29 protein-coding genes, 1 tRNA gene and 1 pseudogene are annotated in these 20215 nt (G+C 41.7%); 13 read left to right on the plus strand and 18 right to left on the minus strand.

Annotated features, from left to right (window positions below; translation table 11 throughout):
* Positions 1 to 5: 5 nt before the first annotated feature.
* The 7 genes and pseudogenes from QXW63_05870 (at position 6) to QXW63_05900 (ending at position 2826) form a co-directional block, all read left to right on the plus strand.
* Positions 6 to 428: a DNA-binding protein gene (locus tag QXW63_05870; GenBank protein MEM3461415.1), complete on the plus strand. Its 423-nt coding sequence runs from the start codon at positions 6 to 8 to the stop codon at positions 426 to 428.
* Between the two features lie 4 nt (positions 429 to 432).
* Positions 433 to 1038, plus strand: coding sequence for a DNA-directed RNA polymerase (locus QXW63_05875; GenBank protein ID MEM3461416.1), 606 nt, complete (start codon positions 433 to 435; stop codon positions 1036 to 1038).
* 4 nt (positions 1039 to 1042) lie between these two features.
* On the plus strand, positions 1043 to 1228 hold the full coding sequence (gene spt4 / locus QXW63_05880) for a transcription elongation factor subunit Spt4 (GenBank protein MEM3461417.1): 186 nt from the start codon (positions 1043 to 1045) through the stop codon (positions 1226 to 1228).
* Between the two features lie 2 nt (positions 1229 to 1230).
* Complete coding sequence (locus tag QXW63_05885) at positions 1231 to 1764, plus strand: DUF359 domain-containing protein (protein MEM3461418.1); 534 nt, start codon at positions 1231 to 1233, stop codon at positions 1762 to 1764.
* Positions 1765 to 1804: 40 nt separating this feature from the next.
* Positions 1805 to 2116 carry a 30S ribosomal protein S24e gene (rps24e, locus tag QXW63_05890; GenBank protein ID MEM3461419.1) on the plus strand — a complete coding sequence of 104 codons (312 nt, stop codon included), beginning with the start codon at positions 1805 to 1807 and terminating at the stop codon, positions 2114 to 2116.
* Positions 2117 to 2187: 71 nt separating this feature from the next.
* Positions 2188 to 2355, plus strand: a pseudogene (locus QXW63_05895) (30S ribosomal protein S27ae).
* A gap of 45 nt (positions 2356 to 2400) precedes the next feature.
* Positions 2401 to 2826 (plus strand): hypothetical protein, encoded by a 426-nt coding sequence (locus QXW63_05900; GenBank protein ID MEM3461420.1) that lies wholly within the window; start codon positions 2401 to 2403, stop codon positions 2824 to 2826.
* A 15-nt stretch (positions 2827 to 2841) separates the two neighbouring features.
* On the opposite strand, the gene QXW63_05905 is transcribed toward QXW63_05900, so the two are convergent.
* The 5 genes from QXW63_05905 to QXW63_05925 are packed head-to-tail and all read right to left on the minus strand — an operon-like array spanning position 2842 to position 6139.
* Positions 2842 to 3246, minus strand: coding sequence for a 30S ribosomal protein S19 (locus tag QXW63_05905; GenBank protein ID MEM3461421.1), 405 nt, complete (start codon positions 3244 to 3246; stop codon positions 2842 to 2844).
* A 49-nt stretch (positions 3247 to 3295) separates the two neighbouring features.
* A complete protein-coding gene (locus QXW63_05910; GenBank protein ID MEM3461422.1) occupies positions 3296 to 4036 on the minus strand; it encodes a 50S ribosomal protein L2 in 741 nt (246 codons plus the stop codon).
* 20 nt (positions 4037 to 4056) lie between these two features.
* The gene (locus QXW63_05915; GenBank protein MEM3461423.1) at positions 4057 to 4317 is read right to left on the minus strand and encodes a 50S ribosomal protein L23; all 261 of its coding nucleotides are present in this window, start codon (positions 4315 to 4317) and stop codon (positions 4057 to 4059) included.
* Positions 4317 to 5111 carry a 50S ribosomal protein L4 gene (gene rpl4p / locus QXW63_05920; protein ID MEM3461424.1) on the minus strand — a complete coding sequence of 265 codons (795 nt, stop codon included), beginning with the start codon at positions 5109 to 5111 and terminating at the stop codon, positions 4317 to 4319. Before rpl4p ends, QXW63_05915 begins: the two co-directional genes overlap by 1 nt.
* Before the next feature lie 14 nt (positions 5112 to 5125).
* The gene (locus QXW63_05925) at positions 5126 to 6139 is read right to left on the minus strand and encodes a 50S ribosomal protein L3 (protein ID MEM3461425.1); all 1014 of its coding nucleotides are present in this window, start codon (positions 6137 to 6139) and stop codon (positions 5126 to 5128) included.
* A gap of 196 nt (positions 6140 to 6335) precedes the next feature.
* On the opposite strand from QXW63_05925, the gene QXW63_05930 reads away from it, so the two are divergent.
* Positions 6336 to 6959, plus strand: coding sequence for an orotate phosphoribosyltransferase (locus QXW63_05930; GenBank protein MEM3461426.1), 624 nt, complete (start codon positions 6336 to 6338; stop codon positions 6957 to 6959).
* 20 nt (positions 6960 to 6979) lie between these two features.
* Here QXW63_05930 and QXW63_05935 read toward each other — a convergent pair whose 3' ends face one another.
* The 5 genes from QXW63_05935 to QXW63_05955 all read right to left on the minus strand — a co-directional run bounded on the left by QXW63_05935 (position 6980) and on the right by QXW63_05955 (position 10586).
* Positions 6980 to 7342, minus strand: a complete 363-nt coding sequence (locus QXW63_05935; GenBank protein ID MEM3461427.1) for a VOC family protein — start codon at positions 7340 to 7342, stop codon at positions 6980 to 6982.
* A gap of 52 nt (positions 7343 to 7394) precedes the next feature.
* A complete protein-coding gene (locus QXW63_05940) occupies positions 7395 to 8216 on the minus strand; it encodes a DNA-formamidopyrimidine glycosylase family protein (protein ID MEM3461428.1) in 822 nt (273 codons plus the stop codon).
* A 101-nt stretch (positions 8217 to 8317) separates the two neighbouring features.
* Complete coding sequence (locus QXW63_05945; GenBank protein ID MEM3461429.1) at positions 8318 to 8869, minus strand: adenylyl-sulfate kinase; 552 nt, start codon at positions 8867 to 8869, stop codon at positions 8318 to 8320.
* A gap of 17 nt (positions 8870 to 8886) precedes the next feature.
* Positions 8887 to 9279, minus strand: a complete 393-nt coding sequence (locus tag QXW63_05950; GenBank protein MEM3461430.1) for a GIY-YIG nuclease family protein — start codon at positions 9277 to 9279, stop codon at positions 8887 to 8889.
* A gap of 218 nt (positions 9280 to 9497) precedes the next feature.
* Positions 9498 to 10586 (minus strand): phosphotransferase, encoded by a 1089-nt coding sequence (locus QXW63_05955; GenBank protein MEM3461431.1) that lies wholly within the window; start codon positions 10584 to 10586, stop codon positions 9498 to 9500.
* Positions 10587 to 10667: 81 nt separating this feature from the next.
* Between QXW63_05955 and QXW63_05960 the strand changes: the two genes are divergently transcribed.
* From QXW63_05960 to QXW63_05970, 3 genes are all read left to right on the plus strand, one after another.
* The gene (locus QXW63_05960; protein ID MEM3461432.1) at positions 10668 to 12023 is read left to right on the plus strand and encodes an amidohydrolase; all 1356 of its coding nucleotides are present in this window, start codon (positions 10668 to 10670) and stop codon (positions 12021 to 12023) included.
* A gap of 11 nt (positions 12024 to 12034) precedes the next feature.
* Positions 12035 to 13318, plus strand: a complete 1284-nt coding sequence (gene ahcY / locus QXW63_05965) for an adenosylhomocysteinase (protein MEM3461433.1) — start codon at positions 12035 to 12037, stop codon at positions 13316 to 13318.
* Positions 13319 to 13392: 74 nt separating this feature from the next.
* Positions 13393 to 13770, plus strand: a complete 378-nt coding sequence (locus tag QXW63_05970) for a hypothetical protein (GenBank protein ID MEM3461434.1) — start codon at positions 13393 to 13395, stop codon at positions 13768 to 13770.
* 89 nt (positions 13771 to 13859) lie between these two features.
* Here the strand turns inward: QXW63_05970 and QXW63_05975 are convergent, their stop codons facing one another.
* From QXW63_05975 to QXW63_05995, 5 genes are all read right to left on the minus strand, one after another.
* Positions 13860 to 14231 (minus strand): hypothetical protein, encoded by a 372-nt coding sequence (locus QXW63_05975; GenBank protein ID MEM3461435.1) that lies wholly within the window; start codon positions 14229 to 14231, stop codon positions 13860 to 13862.
* A 78-nt stretch (positions 14232 to 14309) separates the two neighbouring features.
* The gene (locus QXW63_05980; protein MEM3461436.1) at positions 14310 to 14552 is read right to left on the minus strand and encodes a hypothetical protein; all 243 of its coding nucleotides are present in this window, start codon (positions 14550 to 14552) and stop codon (positions 14310 to 14312) included.
* Positions 14553 to 14795: 243 nt separating this feature from the next.
* Entirely contained in the window at positions 14796 to 15986 is a 1191-nt protein-coding gene (locus QXW63_05985; protein MEM3461437.1) for a TrkA C-terminal domain-containing protein, read from the minus strand.
* A 50-nt stretch (positions 15987 to 16036) separates the two neighbouring features.
* Positions 16037 to 17254, minus strand: coding sequence for a magnesium transporter (locus tag QXW63_05990; GenBank protein MEM3461438.1), 1218 nt, complete (start codon positions 17252 to 17254; stop codon positions 16037 to 16039).
* A 54-nt stretch (positions 17255 to 17308) separates the two neighbouring features.
* Complete coding sequence (locus tag QXW63_05995; GenBank protein ID MEM3461439.1) at positions 17309 to 17494, minus strand: hypothetical protein; 186 nt, start codon at positions 17492 to 17494, stop codon at positions 17309 to 17311.
* A gap of 147 nt (positions 17495 to 17641) precedes the next feature.
* On the opposite strand from QXW63_05995, the gene QXW63_06000 reads away from it, so the two are divergent.
* Positions 17642 to 17827, plus strand: coding sequence for a hypothetical protein (locus QXW63_06000; protein MEM3461440.1), 186 nt, complete (start codon positions 17642 to 17644; stop codon positions 17825 to 17827).
* 55 nt (positions 17828 to 17882) lie between these two features.
* On the opposite strand, the gene mvaD is transcribed toward QXW63_06000, so the two are convergent.
* From mvaD to QXW63_06015, 3 genes are all read right to left on the minus strand, one after another.
* Entirely contained in the window at positions 17883 to 18848 is a 966-nt protein-coding gene (gene mvaD, locus QXW63_06005) for a diphosphomevalonate decarboxylase (protein MEM3461441.1), read from the minus strand.
* A 35-nt stretch (positions 18849 to 18883) separates the two neighbouring features.
* Positions 18884 to 19018 (minus strand) — tRNA-Ser (locus tag QXW63_06010).
* Positions 19019 to 19058: 40 nt separating this feature from the next.
* Complete coding sequence (locus QXW63_06015; protein MEM3461442.1) at positions 19059 to 19865, minus strand: nucleoside phosphorylase; 807 nt, start codon at positions 19863 to 19865, stop codon at positions 19059 to 19061.
* Between the two features lie 68 nt (positions 19866 to 19933).
* On the opposite strand from QXW63_06015, the gene QXW63_06020 reads away from it, so the two are divergent.
* The gene (locus QXW63_06020; protein MEM3461443.1) at positions 19934 to 20212 is read left to right on the plus strand and encodes a winged helix-turn-helix domain-containing protein; all 279 of its coding nucleotides are present in this window, start codon (positions 19934 to 19936) and stop codon (positions 20210 to 20212) included.
* The last annotated feature ends 3 nt before the right edge of the window (positions 20213 to 20215 follow it).

Genomic DNA, 20215 nt, shown 5'->3' on the forward strand with positions numbered 1-20215 from the left:
ATAATATGAAGACAGAACCCGCGCATAAAAGGGAACCGTTAAAAATAATCTTGGATTCAAACGCCTTTTTTGTTCCACTTCAATTTAAAATCGACATATTTGAAGAACTGAAAACACTGTTAAAAGTTAGATTTCAACCAGTTTTGCTTTCTCCCATTCTTCACGAACTTGAAAAAATCGTAAGAGAAGGGTCGCCGAAAATGAGAAAGCAAGCTTCTTTCGCTTTAAAGTTGGCTGAAGAATGCACATTAGTTAATGTAGAGCGAGAACATGGTTCTCTTGATGACGTTATATTTGAAATCGCCCAAGAATGGAAAAGCCCAGTTTTCACAAATGACAGACAGCTCAGAAAGAGGCTAAGAAATATAAATGTGCCAGTTATTTATGTGAGGCAAAAGTCACGTCTAGAGATTGACGGGAGGATATAACCAGTTGTTTAAACTTGTAACCCTTGAAGATACCATTCGCATACCACCAGAAACCTTCGGCAACCCATTAGAAACTGTGGGGCATCAGCAAGTTAAGGCAAAATATGAAGGCGTTGTTAGCGAAGAACTAGGCTATGTAGTAGCTGTAACCGACGTAAAAGTAAGCCCCACCGGAAAAATAATCCCCGGAGACGGCGCAACTTACCACAAAGTAACCTTTTCACTGTTAACATTCTACCCGAAAATTCAAGAAGTAGTGGAAGGAGAAATAGTGGAAGTGGCTGATTTCGGAGCCTTCGTACGCATAGGACCAGTAGACGCGTTACTCCACGTTTCACAACTCATGGATGACTTCATTTCATACGACGAAAAACAAGGCGTCCTATTAGGCAAAGAATCAAAAAGAAAACTCATGAGCGGAGACCAAGTTCGTGTCCGAATAACCGCAGTCTCGTTGGGCAGGGCAGGAAGTTCTGGAAAAATAGGTGTAACATCTAGACAGCCATTTCTTGGCAAATTAGAATGGATTGAACAAGAAACGCGCAAAATAAAGGAAACGCTCGAGAAGGCGCCTACAGAAAAAGAGGAAACTGCTAAAAATAGAGAGTGATCAGATGAGCGAAAAGGCTTGCCCAACATGCAGAATCATAACTAAAGAAAACGTTTGCCCAAAATGCAAATCATCTTCTCTAAGCGATGATTTCGGCGGATTAGTAATAGTTTTTGACCCAGAAGGCTCAGCAATTGCAAAAACCATGGACATTAAAGAGAAAGGACGTTATGCACTAAAGGTTAGATAATGATGTCTATTAAGTACAGTCTTACGCCAGAATTGCGCATAAGACTCAAGAAACCTCTTGGCACTCTAATTCGAGGTTCGTTTGCTGAAACCATGAAGAAATTCAAAGAGATGGTGGACAAGGAAAAACCAGCATGTATAATATCTGTTGGGGACACTGTATCTAGAAATCTTGTAGAAAACTGCATACTCCCTCAACTTTCCATTGTAGATAACAGAGTCATGAGAAGAACCGCGCAACCTCTTCCACCAACAGAACACAAAACTGTTAATGTCAAAAATCCGCCTGGAACAATAACCGAAGAAGCATTCATGGCAATCCAAGACGCTTTAAAGACAGCTTGGAAAACCAAAATAATTGTGGATGGAGAAGAAGACTTGCTGACACTAATTGCCATTTTATACGCCCCAGAAAACGCCTTTGTCGTATATGGTCAACCTTATGAAGGAATCGTGGCGGTCAAAGCAACATCAGACAAAAAAGCAGAAATCGCTAACATTCTGAAAACAATGGAAAATATTCGGAAAACTAAATAAGAAGGTACGGTATCAATCACTCCGCGCGTGAGTGAAAGTCATGGAAATCAAAATAGTTTCAGAGAAGCAGAACCCGGTGCTGAAGCGAAGAGAGGTTTGCTTTCACGTAGAGCACAACCAAACAGGCAGTACACCTCCACGGCTAGAGGTCAGAAAGGCCGTTGCCTCTGCCCTAAAAAAAGATGCAGATTTAGTTTTCATTAAAAAATTAGAAACAAAAACAGGAACACATTTCGCCGTTGGCGTTGCAAACGTTTATGATTCAATTGAGCAAGCAAGGCTTATTGAACCCGAATACATTATTAAACGAAATATACCGCCAGAAAAACCTAAAGAAGAGGAAAAGGGATAAACATGTCTAAAACTCCAGAAGAAGTTCCAAAAGAAAAAGAAGAAAAAAAGGAAAAACCAGCAAAAAAGAAAAAAGAAGAAAAGGGCGCATTCGCCTTCTATAAAATAGAAAGCAACAAAATCTCGAGGCTACGCCCAGTTTGTGAACGTTGTGGACCTGGATATTTCATGGCTGACCACGGAAACAGATACACTTGCGGGCACTGCGGTTTTACACGATACAAGATTACTGAAAAATAAACAACTTTAAATCACGCTTTGGCGTGATACTCCTTGATGAGTTAAATGATAAGGGTCAATGTTTCCGTCTCTAATGTCTCTGCCGACCGCTTCTGGGACATTAGGAAGCCTATTCCGCCAATTCAGATAAACACAAACCTCAATCTCGTGGGAATGGAGAAGAAATCGGATGATTCAATAGAGGTTCCCTTTGTTTTAACAATAAATTACAACCCTTCAATAGCGCAAATAAACCTTAAAGGGAAGGCTTACGTAGCCGGCGAGAAAAATGAGGTTGAAAAGATTTACAAGGAATATGAGGAGAAGAAGCCGCCACCACCAGTTATAGTGCAGTCAATTTCAAACGTCGCCTTTGTAGAATCTATATTAATATCCAGAACTTTGAATATTCCGCCGCCAATTCCGCTGCCGCAAATACCACAAGCTAAGCCGCCGGGCAAAAAACCTTCAGATATGGACTATAGTGCTTAAAAATCTTCTAATAGGTTACTTTAGCGGAACATACATTGACGAACGAGAAGCGCCTATACCTGGAGTCCCATGTTTTACTGGCTTATTTGTGATAGCAAATTCGCCTAAGTAATGCCCAATCATTTCAGGCTTAATCTCAACCGGAACGAATTCTTTACCATTGTGCACATGAATTGTAACACCAACCATCTCTGGAAGAACAACCATGTCCCGCACATGCGTTTTTACCGTAGCATTGCCTCCTTTCCTAAGCGCTTCCTTAGCTTTTCTTATGTTCTCAAGCAGAATCCTTTGTTCAACTCTGAGACCACGATGGAGACTTCTCCTTTGTCTTGATGGAAGCAAGTTGATGAATTCGTCCATTGACATACTTTGCAGTTGGTTAAGCGTATATCCACGGTATGTAAATTCTCTTGGCATTTTTCCTCAACTCATTGGTAATTCCAAACGCTATAAACTTTCTGCTATATTATTCAGCTAACTTCTTCTTTTTCTGTCCAGCACCTCTAGCAGCGATTAATCCAACCTTCTGTCCGGGCGGTGCCCCATGCGAAGTAGTAGTGACTTTCCGTGCACTCCGCTTGCTGCTACCATACGGATGCACAGCAGCAACCATTGCTCTTCCCCTAGTTCTCGGATACTTATGTCCTTTAGCTCTCATTAAGTGGAATTTTGGACCAGACTTCAAAAACGGCTTTTCTGTTCTGCCAGCACCGGAAACTACGCCAATTGTCGCCCTGCAATAGTCGCTCACATACTTTGTTTTTCCAGAAGGAAGCCTAATTATTGTTCCTTGAGGAGTGTGTGTTGCAACTATAGCATATGCTCCAGAAGACCTAGCGAGTTTGCCACCGTCTCCTGGACGCAGTTCTACATTGCACACCATTGTACCTTCTGGAATTTTCCCCACAGGAAGAATGTTTCCAACCTCAACCGGAGCCGTTCCGCCCAGTTGAATTTGTTGCCCTTCATAAACTCCTTCAGGGACAATAGTGTAACATTTTTCTCCGTTTTCAAATCTGGTTAAGGCGAGTGGAGCTCCTCTGCCTGGGTCGTGGGTCAACATTTCAACAACGCCTTTCAATGATTTTTCAAAATATTCCTTTAGAATCGTCAAAGGATACCGCGCGGGAGCTAGCCTTTTGTGGGTGGATGCCCTAAAGGTTGGGCCACCACGTCCTCGTCTTTGAACACGAATTCTTTTTCCCATTAATCATTCCTCAACATAGCTTACAATATTCCAAGTTTAATCGCGACATCTGCCGCTTTGTAGTCGGGGTGAAGCTTCACGAAAGCCTTTTTTTCTCCTTGCGGCGTTATTAAAAGGTTAACTTTTTCAACTTTAACCTCGTAAAGCTCCTCTACTGCCTTTTTTACGTCACTTTTACTTGCCTTCAGATTAACGGCAAAAACCAATTTGTTTTCCTTTTCAACCATTAGACTTGCGGCTTCAGTCATTAACGGGTAAAGTATAACATCATAAGGGTCCATTATGTTTCCGTTCCTCCTCCACCATAGAGCTTGTTAAGCTCTTCAATCGCGCTGCTTGTCCATATTGTTAATCTCCCAAGATGCGTTCCGGGTGCAAGAATTTCTGCGTTCAAGTTTCTAACGGTAACCACATCTAAACCCGGTATGTTACTCGCGGCGTCGATTATTCCCTTGTTCTCCGTAACAACTATCAAGGGGCCCACTGCTTGCTTGATTCTTCTCCCTCTACTCTTGCCTCTTCCGGCACGAACCTTTCTGCTCTCCCTTACTCGATAGATGTCTGAAAGCACACCTAACCGTGTAAGTGCCTCCTCAACTTCTTTGGTTTTCTTTAACTCTGCCAAATCGTCAGTAACTATTAACGGAATTTCTGGAACATCCTCAATAGAGTGCCCACGAGAGGCTACTACAGTCTTAGATGCTGTCGCGGCTATTGCAGACATCAAAGCAAGGCGCTTTTCCTTCTTAGGAATCTGTTTAACGATTTTCTTCTCTGGAGTTGGCGGATGCGCCACTCTGCCACCTACGGTTCCCGGAGCAAAAGCGGCTCTTCCTGCTGGACCCTTTGTTCTAGGTATTCTAGCAATGCCTAAGCCAACGCCTCTGGATTCTGCTGAGGTTCGTTTTCCAGCCATTGGGTCTCTGCCTTTTGGTTGGAATCGGCTTGATTGAATGGCTAAAACTGCCCTTTTTATAACGTCTGGTCGCAATGGCGTTTCAAAAACTGACGGAAGTTTAATTTTTCCAACTGGCTTGCCTTCGAGATTGAAGATTTTGGCGGCTTTCTTGACCATTTTGCGTTCACCAGTTACTTGCCTTGGGGAGATTCAAGAGATACGGATATAATTTGAGGTGATTCTTCAGCAACTTGTTTTGGTGGACGTGCTGGATATCGTAAGCGTATCGGGCGTTTTTCGGTGCCGGGCAGGCTCCCTTCCAGCAAAATGTATGGACCGTGGACTACGCCGTATCTTAGAAAACCTCCTTTTGGCGTTACTTCTTTTCCATCTGTGCCTATTTTTAATATGCGCTTGTTGTATTCTGTTCTTTGGTGGAAACCCATCTGTCCTGCTCTGGGGATGCTGTACATTACGTGGTGGGGGTTCCATGGGCCTAGGGTTGCTATGCCTCGTTTTGTTTTTCTTCCTTTATGTTGGAGTATTGTTACTCCCCAACGTTTTACTGGTCCTTGGAAGCCTTTTCCAGTGGATACGGCTACGATGTCTATGTATTGGCCTTCCTTGAATATTTCTGTGGGCAATACTGTTTTTCCGAGTAAGCTTTTTGCATATTCAAATTGTTGCTTGATTGTGCCTCCACCTATTTCGATTTCGGCTATGTCTGGTTTTTTCTTGGGAACGCTCGCTTGTTTTGGCTGAGTTGAAGCAATAATGCGAATCCTTGCTATCTTATCCATGTTTTCTTCAATTTTTTTGAGGCATTCTTCAGTGTTGAAGTTTTCTGGTAGAGTGAACACTCTTTCAAGTTCGTCTGGTGGGTCTTTCATCCAAGCTTCAGAAAAAGGTTGTAGACCGTACTGGTTTTTGGTGTAGGCGCGTATAGCGCATACGAGTATGGGAGGTGTTTCTATGACTGTTGCTGAGCGCATTACTTCTTTTCCAAAATTTGGCGAACGTTTTCTGTCTTCTATCGTGAATACGTGGGTCATTCCAGCTTTATAACCAATAAAACCTAGAAGCCTCGGAGTTTCTGCTTCGATTTTTGGCCAGAAGCGAATTCTAGCCAGTAAGCGTTTAGCACGTTTCCTAGGTAAGTAAGCAAGTGAACCATGTCTTGGCGCATGCGTTTTTCTATGTCCCATTGTTTTTCCGCTTCGCGTCTTTTAGGAATGAAAACAATGAGTTATAAACGTTACCGTTAATGTTTAGGTGTAACCAATAATTTGTGTATTTATTAACATGTGTTTTGTTGGAAACCAGCCTAATGCAAGTTGTCTTCAATGTATCGGTAAGTGTTAAATTTGGAAAAGCGTAATCTTTGCGAAGGAGACTCGAAACATGAACGATAATACGTTAAAGGTTGCGGAGAGCCTTTTCAACGCTGGATGTTTGAAGTTTGGTAGTTTCAGGATTAAGTCAGGTGCGTTAAGCCCCTATTATATAGACCTTGCATGTTTATTGTCTTCTCCAGAAGCATTGTGTAATATTGCGGATGTTGCGGCTTGCGAAATAAAGAATCTCATGGCGGTTGATAGAATAGACAAGTTGGCATCTATTGAGCTGAAGGGCGCGTTAATTCTGCCCAGCATAGCATGTAAAGTAAACTTGCCATGCGTTGTCGTGCGAAAAGAAGAAAAAGCCTATGGAGTGACTGGTAGAATTGCCGGTGCAGAGGTCGCTAAAGGCGACAGAATACTATTTTTCGATGATGTCGTTTCGGAAGGATTATCAAAGATTGAGGGAATAAAACCTCTTGAAGAACTGGGAGCGAAAGTTAAACATGTCATGGTTGTTGTTGACCGAGAACAATGCGGAAAAGAAAACCTCGAAAAATTAGGGTATAAAGTACATGTTCTCTCCAAGGTTTCGGATTTAACCCGCAGCCTTTTCGAATTGAAAATGATTTCGAAAGAGCAAGCAGACGCTGTATGGAATTATATTAGGGGAAAACAGCAGTTATAGAAAAAGGAGAAGATTATTGTCTATTTTGCTTTGGGGTCGCGTTGGAAGAGTCCGAAAATATTTCCTTCAGTATCTTTACAGTACGCCGAATAACCTACTCCGGGGATTGGTGCTTTCTTTGTAACCTCTTTTCCGCCAGCATTTATGACCTTCTTTAAGAAATCGTCAACAGAAGGAACTTCAACAAAAATGAATGTTGTTCCCTTTTTGAAACGTTCCATTATTGCACCATCGATACCCGGCTCTTTTTCATTTCCGGTCGTGGCAAGCCAGTAATCGACCGGCCCCCATTTTTCGATTTTCCATCCGAAAACCTTTTCATAGAACTTTGCCGCTCTTTTTGGGTCGTCTGCGTTAATCTCGAAGTGAATTACTCTGGGCACTTTTTATTCGCCTTTTTGCAAGTTACACTTTAGCGTCGTATTTAGCGCTTTCTCACTGTATTTGTTGGCATTTTGGACAAACATAAGAGGACGTGCTGCCATTTTTGATTTTCTCTATTGACGTTTTACATAAAGGACACGGTTTTCCAGCTTTGTAGCCTACGAGAAATTCGTCAATGGTGAATTTGCCGCTTTTTCCATAGAAGTCTTTTTCGTAAGCTAATCCACCTAATTTAATGCTGTGATTTAGTATGCTGGTGATAGCTTTGTAAAGGTTTTCAATTTCTTTTTCTGACAACGTTGGAATTTTTCTGTTTGGATGTACTCTGGCTTTGAAAAGGATGTCTTGAGCGTAAACATTTCCTATGCCTGCAATGTTTTTCTGGTCAAGTAAGAACTCCTTTATTCTTCCTTTCTTGTTTGCTAATAGCTCCTTGAACTTTTCTACCGTGAACAATTTGTCTGTTGGCGATATCCCAAGCCTAAAGGTAAGCTCATGCCTACACAATTCTTTTTCATGCAACAAGTGAATGTAGCCAAACCACCAGAAATGAATTGTAAATCCGCTTTCATTGGAAAATGCCATTTTAAAGTGATATTTTTCTGGAAGCGTCTGATTTTGAGTGAAATGAAGAAGCTCAGCTCCCATCCCAAGATTTACGAGCAAATAGTAGGCTGAGGCTAGTTTTATGAAAATCCATTTTCCTCTACTAAAAACCTCCTTTACAGCTTTTCCCTTGATTATCTTCTCAAATTCAGCGACTGGAATGTTTAGGTTTTTAGGTTGTTTTATTTCAACACTCGCGATATCTTTTCCTACGATTTCCTTATTCATCTGTCCAGCAATGACGGTTATTTCGGGAAGTTCCGGCATAAGTTTCACAAACCACAAATCGCCTTAAAGAAATAGACTGAGACTATTAAAGGTGTGCCTAAGAAGAAGCACCCTTATTCTGTAACGCTAAAGCTGTATGATTATGAAAAACGTTCAAAGAGTGTTTTTAATATTTTTTGGGCGCATTCTTCCGGATTATGCTTTGTGGTGTCTAAGGTTATTTCTGGGTTTAAGGGTGGTTCGTATGGTTGTCCTATCCCGGGCACAGTTGGTGCTTTGCCTTTTAAAGCTTTAGCGTAGATTTGTTTTGGTGCTTGGTAGGTTTTTCCTCTGTTTGCCTCACGTTTCATACACACTTCCAACGGACACTCGAGATAGGCTTCTATGAATTTTGGAATTTGTTTTCTCGCATTTTCGCGATAACGTCTCGAATTGCCAGTTGCATCAATCACAACGTTTACGCCATTCTGTGTTAACAGCTTAGCGATGTAAACAAGCGTAGCGTAGACTATGTCACGTTCTTCAACTGAATAAGTTGGCTTAGGAGTTAGAATCCTTCGCAAAGCGTCAGAAGACAACAATTCCGCGTGGATGCCATGCTGATTCAGAAGTTTCAACAAAGTTTCAGAGACGACAGACTTACCGCTGCCTGGAAGCCCTGTAATCCAGACACACCAACCATTTTGGGGCATAATACTCGCTCCGCGAGTCATACTTTCATTGAGTGCATACGTTCTTTTAAAGACTGATAATCGTTTAGCCGAAACAGATGGCTTTTGCAGTTGCAGTCAGAAGAACCAAAACCAATTATTGCAGTTCCTTTTCTACTTATTTCTTTAGCCAACTTGCATTCGTAGGATTTTCCAGTCACTTTATAGAATACTTGTAAAATCTTCACATTTTCATTCTCAAGCAAGTAATCAATGTGCCAAAATTTCCGCTTAACCTTCTTGAGATGCCGTTCCACACGTTTTTCCAAATTGTTTTGAGCAGAACCTACATACACATAGACGCCCTTCTCGAAAGATACGTTACCCAACGCACCAACGCGAATTTGGATGGGTTTAGCGATTGAAACGATTAAAAGGTAGACGCCCTTCACGCGACTCATCCATGTTAGGAGTTACGCCTTTGGTACCATTTCAAAATCTCTTCTACCGCCTTATCAGAATAGCCCATTTCTTTGAGTGCTCGCTTTAAATTGTTAATAGAGTTAACCGTGTCCAACTACAGTCACCACAGACGAACAGATTTAGTTGAGAAACTATTTATTCTTTAACCCCAACGTTAGCCATGCAAACCCAGTAGCAGTGGTATAAGCTATTTGAAGTAGGATTCGACAGTTTCAAATTCAAACTCCTTAGCCTTCAACACACGAGTGGCAAAACGAAAAATCTTCTTGCGCACATCCACAGGCAAATTCGGATACCACACAGGCGAAGCCAACACGAGACTTCGCCAAGCGTAAAACGGTTGAACAACACTTAAAATCTCCTCATCACCCGTCCTATCTAAGTAGTTTCGCCAGAAAAGCAAGAATAACCTCTCAAAAGGTCCTTCAATCTCTCCAGAACTTTGTAAAGCATAAAAGAGATAATTAATTGTCATAGCGCTTACGTCATCTGCGGGTTCGCCCCATTCGCCTCTACTGCGGTCTAATACTACGAAATCTAATCCTTGTTTGAACATGACATTCCATGGGTGAAAATCTCCATGCACTTGAGAAAGTCTATGCGTCTTGTGTTTAAGCCGCCAACGCCATTCCAAACAAGCCTTCTCGAATTCAACAAAAAATCTCTCATCCACATAGCCTAAACCGCTTGGGTAGCTGTCGGTTAACCCGAAAATGCCTTCGCCATGCCCAAGCAAGTCGCGAATGCGCCTTACATAAAGCCCAGAAGCATCCTTCTTTACTGCATGAATTTCAGCGAGATACTCAGACAGCGCCACACACCGTTCTTCATCCAAATCTCTCATAAAACCCGATTTCTTAATGCTGTCTAAATCATGATGGTAAAGCACACCATCGCCTACAAATTCAGTTAACAAGAAAAACTCGCTGCAATCACCAACCGACTTTAACGTCTCTCCATCAGCTGTGAACGCGCCCACATCAACGGAACGCACATGCCTAGGCAGTTTGTTAAAGGTAGAATGTTGCCAAAGCAGAACAGCGGCCCTGTCAGAAAAGTGGTCATGCCCAAAGCCTTCGGGGCGCATTGTCTCCAAAACAACGCGTTTGGTCTCTTTATCAATGTTAAACTCTATAAACCATGGTACACCGTATCCAAAACCTTTCAACTCAGTAATTCCCACCCCTCCGAGAGGAGCAACGCTGATAATCTTTACAGGTTTTTTATAAACACTTGAAAGATACTCTTCCAGCCGCTCAACCTTTAGCTCTGGCATGAAACCACCAAAACGAAAGGTGTCGGTTATAAGTTAAAAATATAGCGATGCAAGCAAGAATAAACAAAGAAGTGCTCATTCATGAACATTCTCATACAAAACGGAACAATACTCACAATGAAAAACCGAAAAATAATCCGCGAAGGCGCAATCGTAATAGAAGAACAAACCATAGCAGACATCGGAAAAACACATGAACTAAAGAGAAAATACGGAAGAAGCTACGAAAAAATAGATGCAAAAGGCAAAGTTGTCATACCAGGACTTGTAAACACGCATCAGCACGCCGCCATGAGTTTACTACGAGGATACGCAGACGATTTACCGCTTCAAGAATGGCTTGAAAAGTGGATATGGCCCATAGAAAAACACATGACACCACACGACATTTACGTGAGCGCCTTGTTAACAGCGATTGAATCAATAATGGGTGGAACAACCACCGTCAACACAATGTATCACTACACGCCAGAAGAAAACGAAGCAAAAGCGTTTGCTGATGCTGGTTTACGTGGCGTAGTAGGACACGTATGCTTTTCATGGAGAAAAAAGGAAGACAAAAAAGCATTAGAAGATTTGGCAAAGAATTGGCATAACACGGCAAATTGTACAATACGCGCTAGCGTTGACCCACATGCGCCGTACACTGTAGACCCAGAATACATGAAAGAACTAAAAACGATAAAGGAGACCCTAAACGAAAGGTATGGTTCACGAGATGCGCCGATAATTTGGCATATTCACGTCGCCGAAACAGAAGACGAAAAAGAAAAAGTTCGCAGAACCTTCAACGTCGACGTAAAAAATGGAATCATGGAGTATTTGGACTTATTGGAAGTTTTAGATGAACAAGTCGTTGCCGCACATTGCGTGGCATTAACAGACGGTGACATGAAAGTGATGAGAAGCAAAAATGTAAAAGCTTCCCATAACCCCATCTCAAATCTTAAACTCGCCTCAGGCATAAGTCCGGTTCCAAAAATGCTCGAGAAAAACATAACAGTTTCACTCGGCACCGACAGCCCTTGCTCAAACAACTCTGCAGACATGTTTGAAGTTATGAAAACAACTGCTTTATTGCATAAAGGAGCCAACAAAAATCCAACCGTAATGCCTGCTGAAAAAGTTCTCGAGATGGCAACAATAGAAGGAGCAAAAGCTCTTTCTTGGGAAACGGAAATAGGCTCAATAGAAATCGGAAAAAAGGCAGATTTGGCAATAGTCAACATGAACAAACCGCATCTTTATCCAATATACAACGAAGCAAGTCATCTGGTCTATGCTGCAAAAGCCTCAGACGTAGAAACAGTAATCATAAACGGCAAGATAGTAATGGAAGACAGAAAATTGCTAACATTCAACGTTGAAAAAGTGATAGAAGAAGTAGAAAAAGCCAAAAGCAAACTTCTTGAAAGATTAAACGCCAACGTTAAATAGGTAATTTTTGAATGAGCATTGGAGAAGGGAAAAACCGAATGGAAAAATTCAAAGTGAAAGACTCAACTCTAGCTTCAAAAGGACACCTACAAATAGAATGGGCTTCAAAACACATGCCGGTTCTAAACCGAATAAAAAGAAAGTTCAGCAAAGAGAAACCCTTCAGAGACTTAACCTTAGGCGCATGCTTACATGTGACAAAAGAAACAGCTGTTCTCGTTGATGCTTTTCTCGCTGGTGGAGCAAAAGTTGCGTTGTGTGGTTCCAATCCTCTTTCTACACAAGATGATGTAGCTGCAGCCCTTGCAGAAAAAGGTATTAATGTTTTTGCATGGAGAGGACAGACAACCGAGGAATATTACTGGTGTGTTGAAAAGGTAATAGATCAGCAACCCATGATAACACTTGATGACGGAGCAGACCTTGTTGGCACAGTTCACAGCAAAAGAACAGAAGCATTACCGAACATCAAAGGCGGAACAGAAGAGACAACGACTGGCGTTCTAAGACTCCGAGCTATGGAGAAAACTGGCGCATTGAAATATCCAATTATAGCCGTTAATGACGCTTATACTAAATACTTATTCGACAACCGCTATGGAACAGGACAAAGCACAATAGATGGCATCCTACGAGCAACAAACATCCTTTTAGCAGGCAAAAACTTCGTGATTTGTGGTTACGGATGGTGCTCAAGAGGAATCGCCATGAGAGCCCAAGGAATGGGAGCCAACGTCATAGTCACAGAAGTAAACCCGCTCAGAGCACTTGAAGCCGCAATGAATGGACTACGTGTAATGCCAATAACAGAAGCCGCCGCCATCGGCGACATATTCATAACAGCCACAGGCGACATAAACGTCATAAGAAAAGAGCATATGCAAAAAATGAAAGACGGCGCAATACTCGCCAACAGCGGACACTTCAATGTGGAAATAAGCATAAAAGACTTGGAAGGGCTATCCGCATCAAAAAGGAACATCAGGCCAAACCTAGAAGAGTACACACTCAAAGACGGAAGAAGACTATATCTTCTAGCAGAAGGAAGACTCGTGAATTTAGCAGCAGCAGAAGGACACCCCTCAGAAGTCATGGACATGTCGTTTGCAAATCAAGCTTTGTGTGTGGAACACTTAGTTAAAAGTGAAAAGATGCCGCCAAAAGTTTACCTGGTTCCAAAAGAAATAGACGAAACCGTGGCGAAACTGAAACTTGACGCAATGAAAATAAGAATAGATGAACTAACAAGCGAACAGAAAGAATATTTGGCAACATGGGAAATGGGAACGATATAGCAACACACTGAAAACAATGGTAAACTTTAAAAGGTGTAAGAAGGTAAACATGGCTTACATATGGTGATGTAAATATGGTTAGTAAAGACCAATCAATAGGCGGAATAATATTCATAGTCTGCTTTGTGATTGCGATTTTCTATATTCTGACATTATTCTTCCCACAATGGCTTTCAGTCTTTGGAGTATCAACAGCGGAGGCAAATTTGACTGCAATACGCTTCTGGGTTGTCGCAGTGCCCGTTTTCATAGCCTTCATTGCCATAATGGCCATAGGCGCATGGATAGGATGGACCATGGCGACGACACCGCCACCAAAACCCATCGAAGAGATAACCAGCGAAATGGAAGAGAAAAAAGAAGAAAAGCCATTGGAGCCGCCACCACCTCCACCACCACCATCAGCGGAAGAAGAGAAAAAGCCAGAGAGGAAGAAGAAAAGCGAAAAGTAACAATAACCCTCAAAACTTGTTAGTTAAGAACGCGACTTCTACATCTATCTTATTTTATTTAGAAGAATATCAACTCACTAAAAGGTATTTTACAGCCCAAACATCTTAAACACAAAATGAAAAGCAACATAAACGGCTGCCGCAACACCAAATACAACAACTATGACTTTAGGAGAAATCGAAATAAAAGGAGTTTCCTCACCTTTTGGTTGTATCTCGTATTCTTTAATTTCATGCGTCTCAGCGTCAACTCTCACGAGCGCAGTAAGTTTTTTCATCTCCACTTCAACAGTGTAGATTCCTTCTTCTAAAGAAACCCTTTTAGGTTTTAAACCGCCCTTGTGACCGATTCGTTTAAGGAAACCCGTGGCGATGCTCGTCACTGTTTCAGCGTTCAACGTCTTTGATTGAGGAATAGCCGATGTAACTGCACCCGTTCGTCTCTGCAAAGTTGCTGCCAATTAATACTGTCCCCTACACATTTTGTAAAAATAAACACGACTGTTTAAAAGAACATGTGTGTATCATTGATAACCAACTTAACCTGTCACGTTTTTGAGCATGCACTGCACTATCTTTTCACATGTCATGCATTCTTCAGGAATTTTTTCTTTTGATGAACGCTGACTAAGATATCCAAAATGGTGTTCGCAGCCTGGTTTTTTTATTGGTTTTTCGGGAGTAAAGGGCACTGTGGGTTTTTCAATTTCCAATTTTTTAGCTTTCGGTTCTTGTTTCTCTTCAGGGATTAATGGGGTTTCTTCTACTATTATTTCCGTCAAGCAATAGGGGCATGCATCGTAAACTTCAACCTTTTTTGAGCCTAAATTTTCAGCTTTTATCGGATTAGTAAAAGTTTTTCCGCAAGAAGGGTTTGGGCATGTAATGCTCTGATTTTCTGTGGTTGATTCTTTCCTTTTCGTAGTTAACAGCCTCCTTTACATTAAATCGGATTCCGAGTTTATAGTATTAGCGAATCCAAAATAAGTATCCTAACTAACTACCTAGCAATTGAACAGTGCAAGTCAAGGGGAAGCCAATTTTTTTAGGTCGTCTTCTCCACCAGCATAACCAGAGGCGATTAAAACGTCGCCCACTTCAATTTTCGATTCTGGTCTTGGTCTTATGCACTTGTCTCCTCTTCTGATTGCCAAAACCCACATGCCAGTCTCTTTTGGAATTTTAGCATCCCTTAAAGTCTTATTTGCTAAAGGAGAGTTTTCGGTGACACTAACAAAAGTAACAGTTTCTTCGGCTTCTTCTATGGTCATTTTAAGAATGGGATGTGGTTCGATGCCTCTCAAAACAACCTCAGCAATCTCTGCTGCGGCGTCTGCTATTTTTTCAGTTACAACGCCCAACCTTATCAGTCCAAGGAACCCTTTAGCCTCTTCTTTTTTGAAAGAGTTAGATAAAACAAGCAGTTCAAATTCCGTATGTAGTTTGTCGACGCATTCCTCGAGCCTTTGAACTTCATCTGCTAACTCTCTACTATTCAACAGTAATGAAGAGTAGGCTAAATCCATCATTAATTCGGAAGTGTCTTTTAATTCAACAAAGCGGTTAACAATTTCCTCGAATTGTTTTTGACGTCGCTCCGCCATTACTGTTTCTCTTGCATCTATCGTTTTTCCTTCGGTGAGTTCTTTAAACTCTTTAACGCCAAGAGGGGCGCCACGGACTATGAGGACGTCATCATCTTGAATGCGCTCAGTTTCTTTTGGGTTTATTATCCAGTCTTTATTTCGACGAATTGCAATTATGTCTACCCCCATTCTTGCCGCTAATTCCAGTTCGCCTATACTCTTTCCAATAAGCACCGACTCCTTAACTACCTTAGCTCGTGTTAAACGTTCTTCAACCCGTTCAAAAATTTCACCTACAATGGGGTGCACACCAATATTTTGTGTAACTATCGCGGCAATATCAGCAGCGGCGTCTGAAATTTTGTCTGCTGCTGCAGCTACGGTGGAAACGCCAACCAAAGCTTCTGCGTCTTTAGAGTCTCTCGCAGCTATCATAACAGTCATATCCAAAAGGTAAGCAAGTGTGTCAACACGTCCTTCAAGCTCTAGTACGTCCTCCGCAAGTTCTTTATCATTAAATAACGCAGCAGAATAAGCCAAATCAATCATCAATTCAGAAAGGTTCTTCATTTCTAAAAGCAAGTCTCTTACGGGTATGGGTTTGTATTCGATTTTTTCGAAGTGAGGCATACTTTTGAGGTCGCTCCAAGGCAAAGTATAAGGTAAGGAATATTTTAACCCTACCCTCCTAAAAGAAAGCCGGCCAGAAATAAGGCAACAAGCAAAGCGATAGATGTCATACTATCAGCAAATGAGCTTTCAATAGGAATAACGAAATTGTCGGGGTCTAGACCTTTTTGAAAAGTCAAGATTGAAATTGCATATGACACAAGAATTATTGCTACGACTGCAATCACATTCGCTACCAACAAGACCAAAATTAAACCAAAAAATGCAAACAGTGAAAATATGCCGTTTAGTGACAAAGACAAGATACCAAGAAGAACAAAATATAGCATTGAAGCCAACCAAGCACTGAAAATCTGCGTACTATGCTGCTTTATGGAAGACATAGATGATTTAAGCATACCCAAAGCAAGCTTTGTCGTAGCTGTTGAGCCAACAACAGACCCTACGTCTCCTACTAGGTCTATCAGCGCAGGATAAACCGTGTAAATTTCTTTTCTGCCCTCAACAATGTTACTTATTCTCTTTAGAACAGTCCCTGTGACGTTGACGATTATTGCAACAAATAACATTGTAAACAAAGACTCTTTAACAGTCTTTATGAACTCCTTGTTGTGGATGTTTCGAGGTATAATATAAACCATCAGAACAACAGGAATTAAAGCAATAAAAAGTAGAGCATAGACGCCGAACTCGCCAGAAAGAAAGAACAGGGTCAGCACGAAAACATAGAATATTGTTATGATTATGTCAGCAGTGGTTGACATTATAGGGTATACGACAACATCTGGGTCTATGCCTTTTTTAAAAGTGACGAACGCAACCATCATAGTAATTAAAGTAATTGCCAATCCTAGAGTCATAGTAGCTGTGACCACCACTAAGATTGCGGGAAAATCTGCAAGTGAAATACTCCAGAAGAGAAGACCAAAAATTAAGGAGAATATGCTCATTACGATGCTAGTGGCAAATGTTATAACTATAAGAGCTGCATAAAACCGGTAAAAACTCTCAGTGTTCTTGAAAAAGCGTGGGTAAATTGTACCGATATGTAACGCTGTGCTTAAACGTCCGCTAAGCAAACCTCCAATGACACCTTTTGCGCTTACAATAACTGGGTATATTGCAATAGCCCAAGGAGAAAGCTGGAAAACGCCAAGTTGGAGGGCGACCAAGAAGCCGGCGAGTAACCCGCCGACATCAAAGGAGAAGGCAATTTGGGTTTCTTTAAACGTCTTAAGGAAAGTCTTTGAGTTTACAGAGTGATTCATCGGCACGATGCCTCCTTTTGGAAGATACCACACAGAAAGAGATTTGGAATTAGTCTAAAAGTGAAAACTTGTTGGGTGGGCTTTCTTGCCGTATGCGTTGCCTGTGGAAAATCCTTGTAAACGCAGTTTGGACTGTTGGCTAGCTTCACCTTGTTCACCTTCTCCCGAACTTCCTACGTCTTCGCTCATCCATAGGCACTCCTTCAACACGGCTTTTTCAAGCGAACCCTCAATTTTCACCCAAATAGTCGCTCCTAAACCCTAACGATTGGTACAGCATCCCTTAAATAAGTTTCCAAAAACTTAACAAAAATCATTACTAAAAATTCATAACTGTTTTAATTACCAGAATTCTAACCTTTTCCAAGTCTAATATTGGTGAAGCCTTTGTACGTGGTATGGATTAAAATTGATGAGACTTTACCGTGGATTGAATTAAAAGGAGAATATCCAACAAAGAAAGCGGCAAAAAAGGCGGTAGAAGAATTTCTACACAATGTTAACGTAAAATTTGTGCAGATACCAGAGAACAGACGGAATATCAAGGCAATAGTAACAACGAAGGTAGCATAGCATAAAAGAGCTTGGAAAAACAGAGCTCTAACATGTTTTGGGGCAAACAGCTACATCAAAAAAGGTGTTCTTTGCTAAGAAATGGTTTGCCACCGACTTTGCTGATTATAATCTTAGAAAAGCCTATTTCGCGAAGTCGATTAGCTATGTCTTCCATATGGTCGGCACAAGTGTTAATAAATACTGAGGGGCCGGTGTCTATTGAAAACCATGCGGGCATGCCTTCGCATCGCATTTTCTGTACTTCTTTTATTATTCGGATAGTTTCCGGTTCCCAAAGAATCATGTGGGCTTCTCCGGTCATGGTGCTAGCGTGCAGATTTAGGCTGTCTTCTTCGGCAAGCTGTCCTATTGTAGCAATGTCGCCAACTTCTATAGCGTGTTTCATTGTTTTAACGATTTTTGCCACATGTCTTAATCTAGCTTTGAATAATGGGGAGCTAAGGACTTCACTGTGTGCTTCATCCGTTTTAATTGTAGAAAATATTGGCATAATAACCATGCCCAAATCAACGGTTTCTGGCTCTACAATCGGCTCAGCATACGATTTGCCATTCTTGTTTGCGTACCATATTGCGAAGCTTCCGGCAAGACTTCGTGTGGCGGAACCCGCGCCAAGCCTGACCAGTTCAGAAAGTGAAACATAATCAATCTCAAAGTCTAAGGCGGCGCAAGCGGCAGTTCCAAGAGCAGCAAAAGCAGAAGCAGAAAAACCCAAACCTTTTCCGCCGGTTATGCTGTTTTGGGATGCAACATTGAAGCTTCCCGAATACTTGGTAAGGTTTCTTAGTTTGTTTAGAACGGCTTCGACTCTTTCAAAATCTTTGCCCACAGCCTCTGTTCCATTTATTATCACAGAGTCTTTCTTTGATGAGTTGAGTGTTTCAACTGTAGTCGTAGTGTGTAGGGCTTCGATGCAGACAGATATGCTATCGTGAAAGGGAATTCTCAGCTTTTTATCTTTTAACCCATGATACTTAATTAAGCCTTGAATAGGATGCGCAACAGCAGTTGCTTTCATGACCTAAACTTTGCACAATTAATAGTTTAACATTGTGGCGCCGGGGAAGGGATTCGAACCCCTGCGAGCCCGAAGGCCCACTGGCTTGCTTGTGTTTTTTTCTCCTAGCCCCCTTATATATAGGCTGGTTGATCTCGAGGCCAGCGCGTTAACCGCTCCGCCACCCCGGCTCAATAGATGAAGCGTGTTTGTCTTCTAAAAGAGTTTTTATTATTTTGAGAGAAGCGATGGGAAAAACCATTGTTTTTTGTGTTTATGTTTTGTTTTGTCCCATTCATTAAGTATTTTTACTGCTTCGTTTGCGATTTTTATTGCGGTTTCTTCGCCTGCTTGTGGTTTGAATTCGCTGGTGCATCTGTTGGCGTAAACAGCGCACACTGAACCTGCTCGTAATCCATAAAGGCTTGCAAGAGTGTATAATGTGGCGGTTTCCATTTCGAAATTTAACACTCCAGCCTTTTGTAATGCAGGCAGTAGACTATCATTTTTTGCTGTTTTTGTTGGGCGGTTTTGTCCAGCGTAGAAGTCTGCTGTTGTTGCCGTAATGCCTACATGATAGTTGCTTATGCCCAAGCATTCAACCGCTTCAATCAAAGCCAGTAAGACTTCGTAGTTTGCAACAGCGGGATATTCAGGTATAATGTAATAGTTGCTTGTGCAGTCAAGACGCACGGCAGCAGAGGAGATAATCACATCGCCACATTCAATGTGCTTTTGTATTGCGCCCGTGCTGCCCACACGAATAAACGTCTCCACGCCTACACGGGAAGTCTCATTAACAAGTATGCTCATGCAAGCAGGGCCAATACCGCTGGACATGGCAGAAATTGGAACTCCCTTGTATTTTCCTGTGAAACTTCGAAACTCACGATGACAAGAAACTTCACGGGCGAAATCCCAAAAGCTTGCAATTTTCGGAACGCGGTCAGGGTCGCCGGGTACAAGCAAATATTTGGCTAAGTCGCCTTTTTTGCATGCAATATGATATTGTTCAGCACCGGAAGGCGTAGGATGCAATAGACATCACCAAAACTAAGATTAAGCATGCAGCATTTAATAGTAACGTAATTTGAGGAAACCGCCAATTGTCAAATGAGCAGAGAAGAACAAAGTACGATATTTACGCAAATATTATCGAAATAATAGCAAGGAAGGGACTGTGTTCCTTAACGAGAATCTCTTACGGCGCCAACATGCCCGTTGACAGAACAAAGAAAATCTTGAATTTTCTGGTCTCTCACGGTTTCGTCCGCGAAGTAATAGTAAACGACTCAAAGAAATACAGAGCAACGAAATGGGGCCTGGAATATTTGGAAACATTCAAGAGAATGCGAAAGTTCTTCGCGGCTTTAGAGGAACAGTAACAA

It is taken from the genome of Candidatus Bathyarchaeia archaeon (genome assembly GCA_038873195.1).
In the GTDB taxonomy this organism is placed as follows: Archaea; Thermoproteota; Bathyarchaeia; order Bathyarchaeales; family Bathycorpusculaceae; genus DSLH01.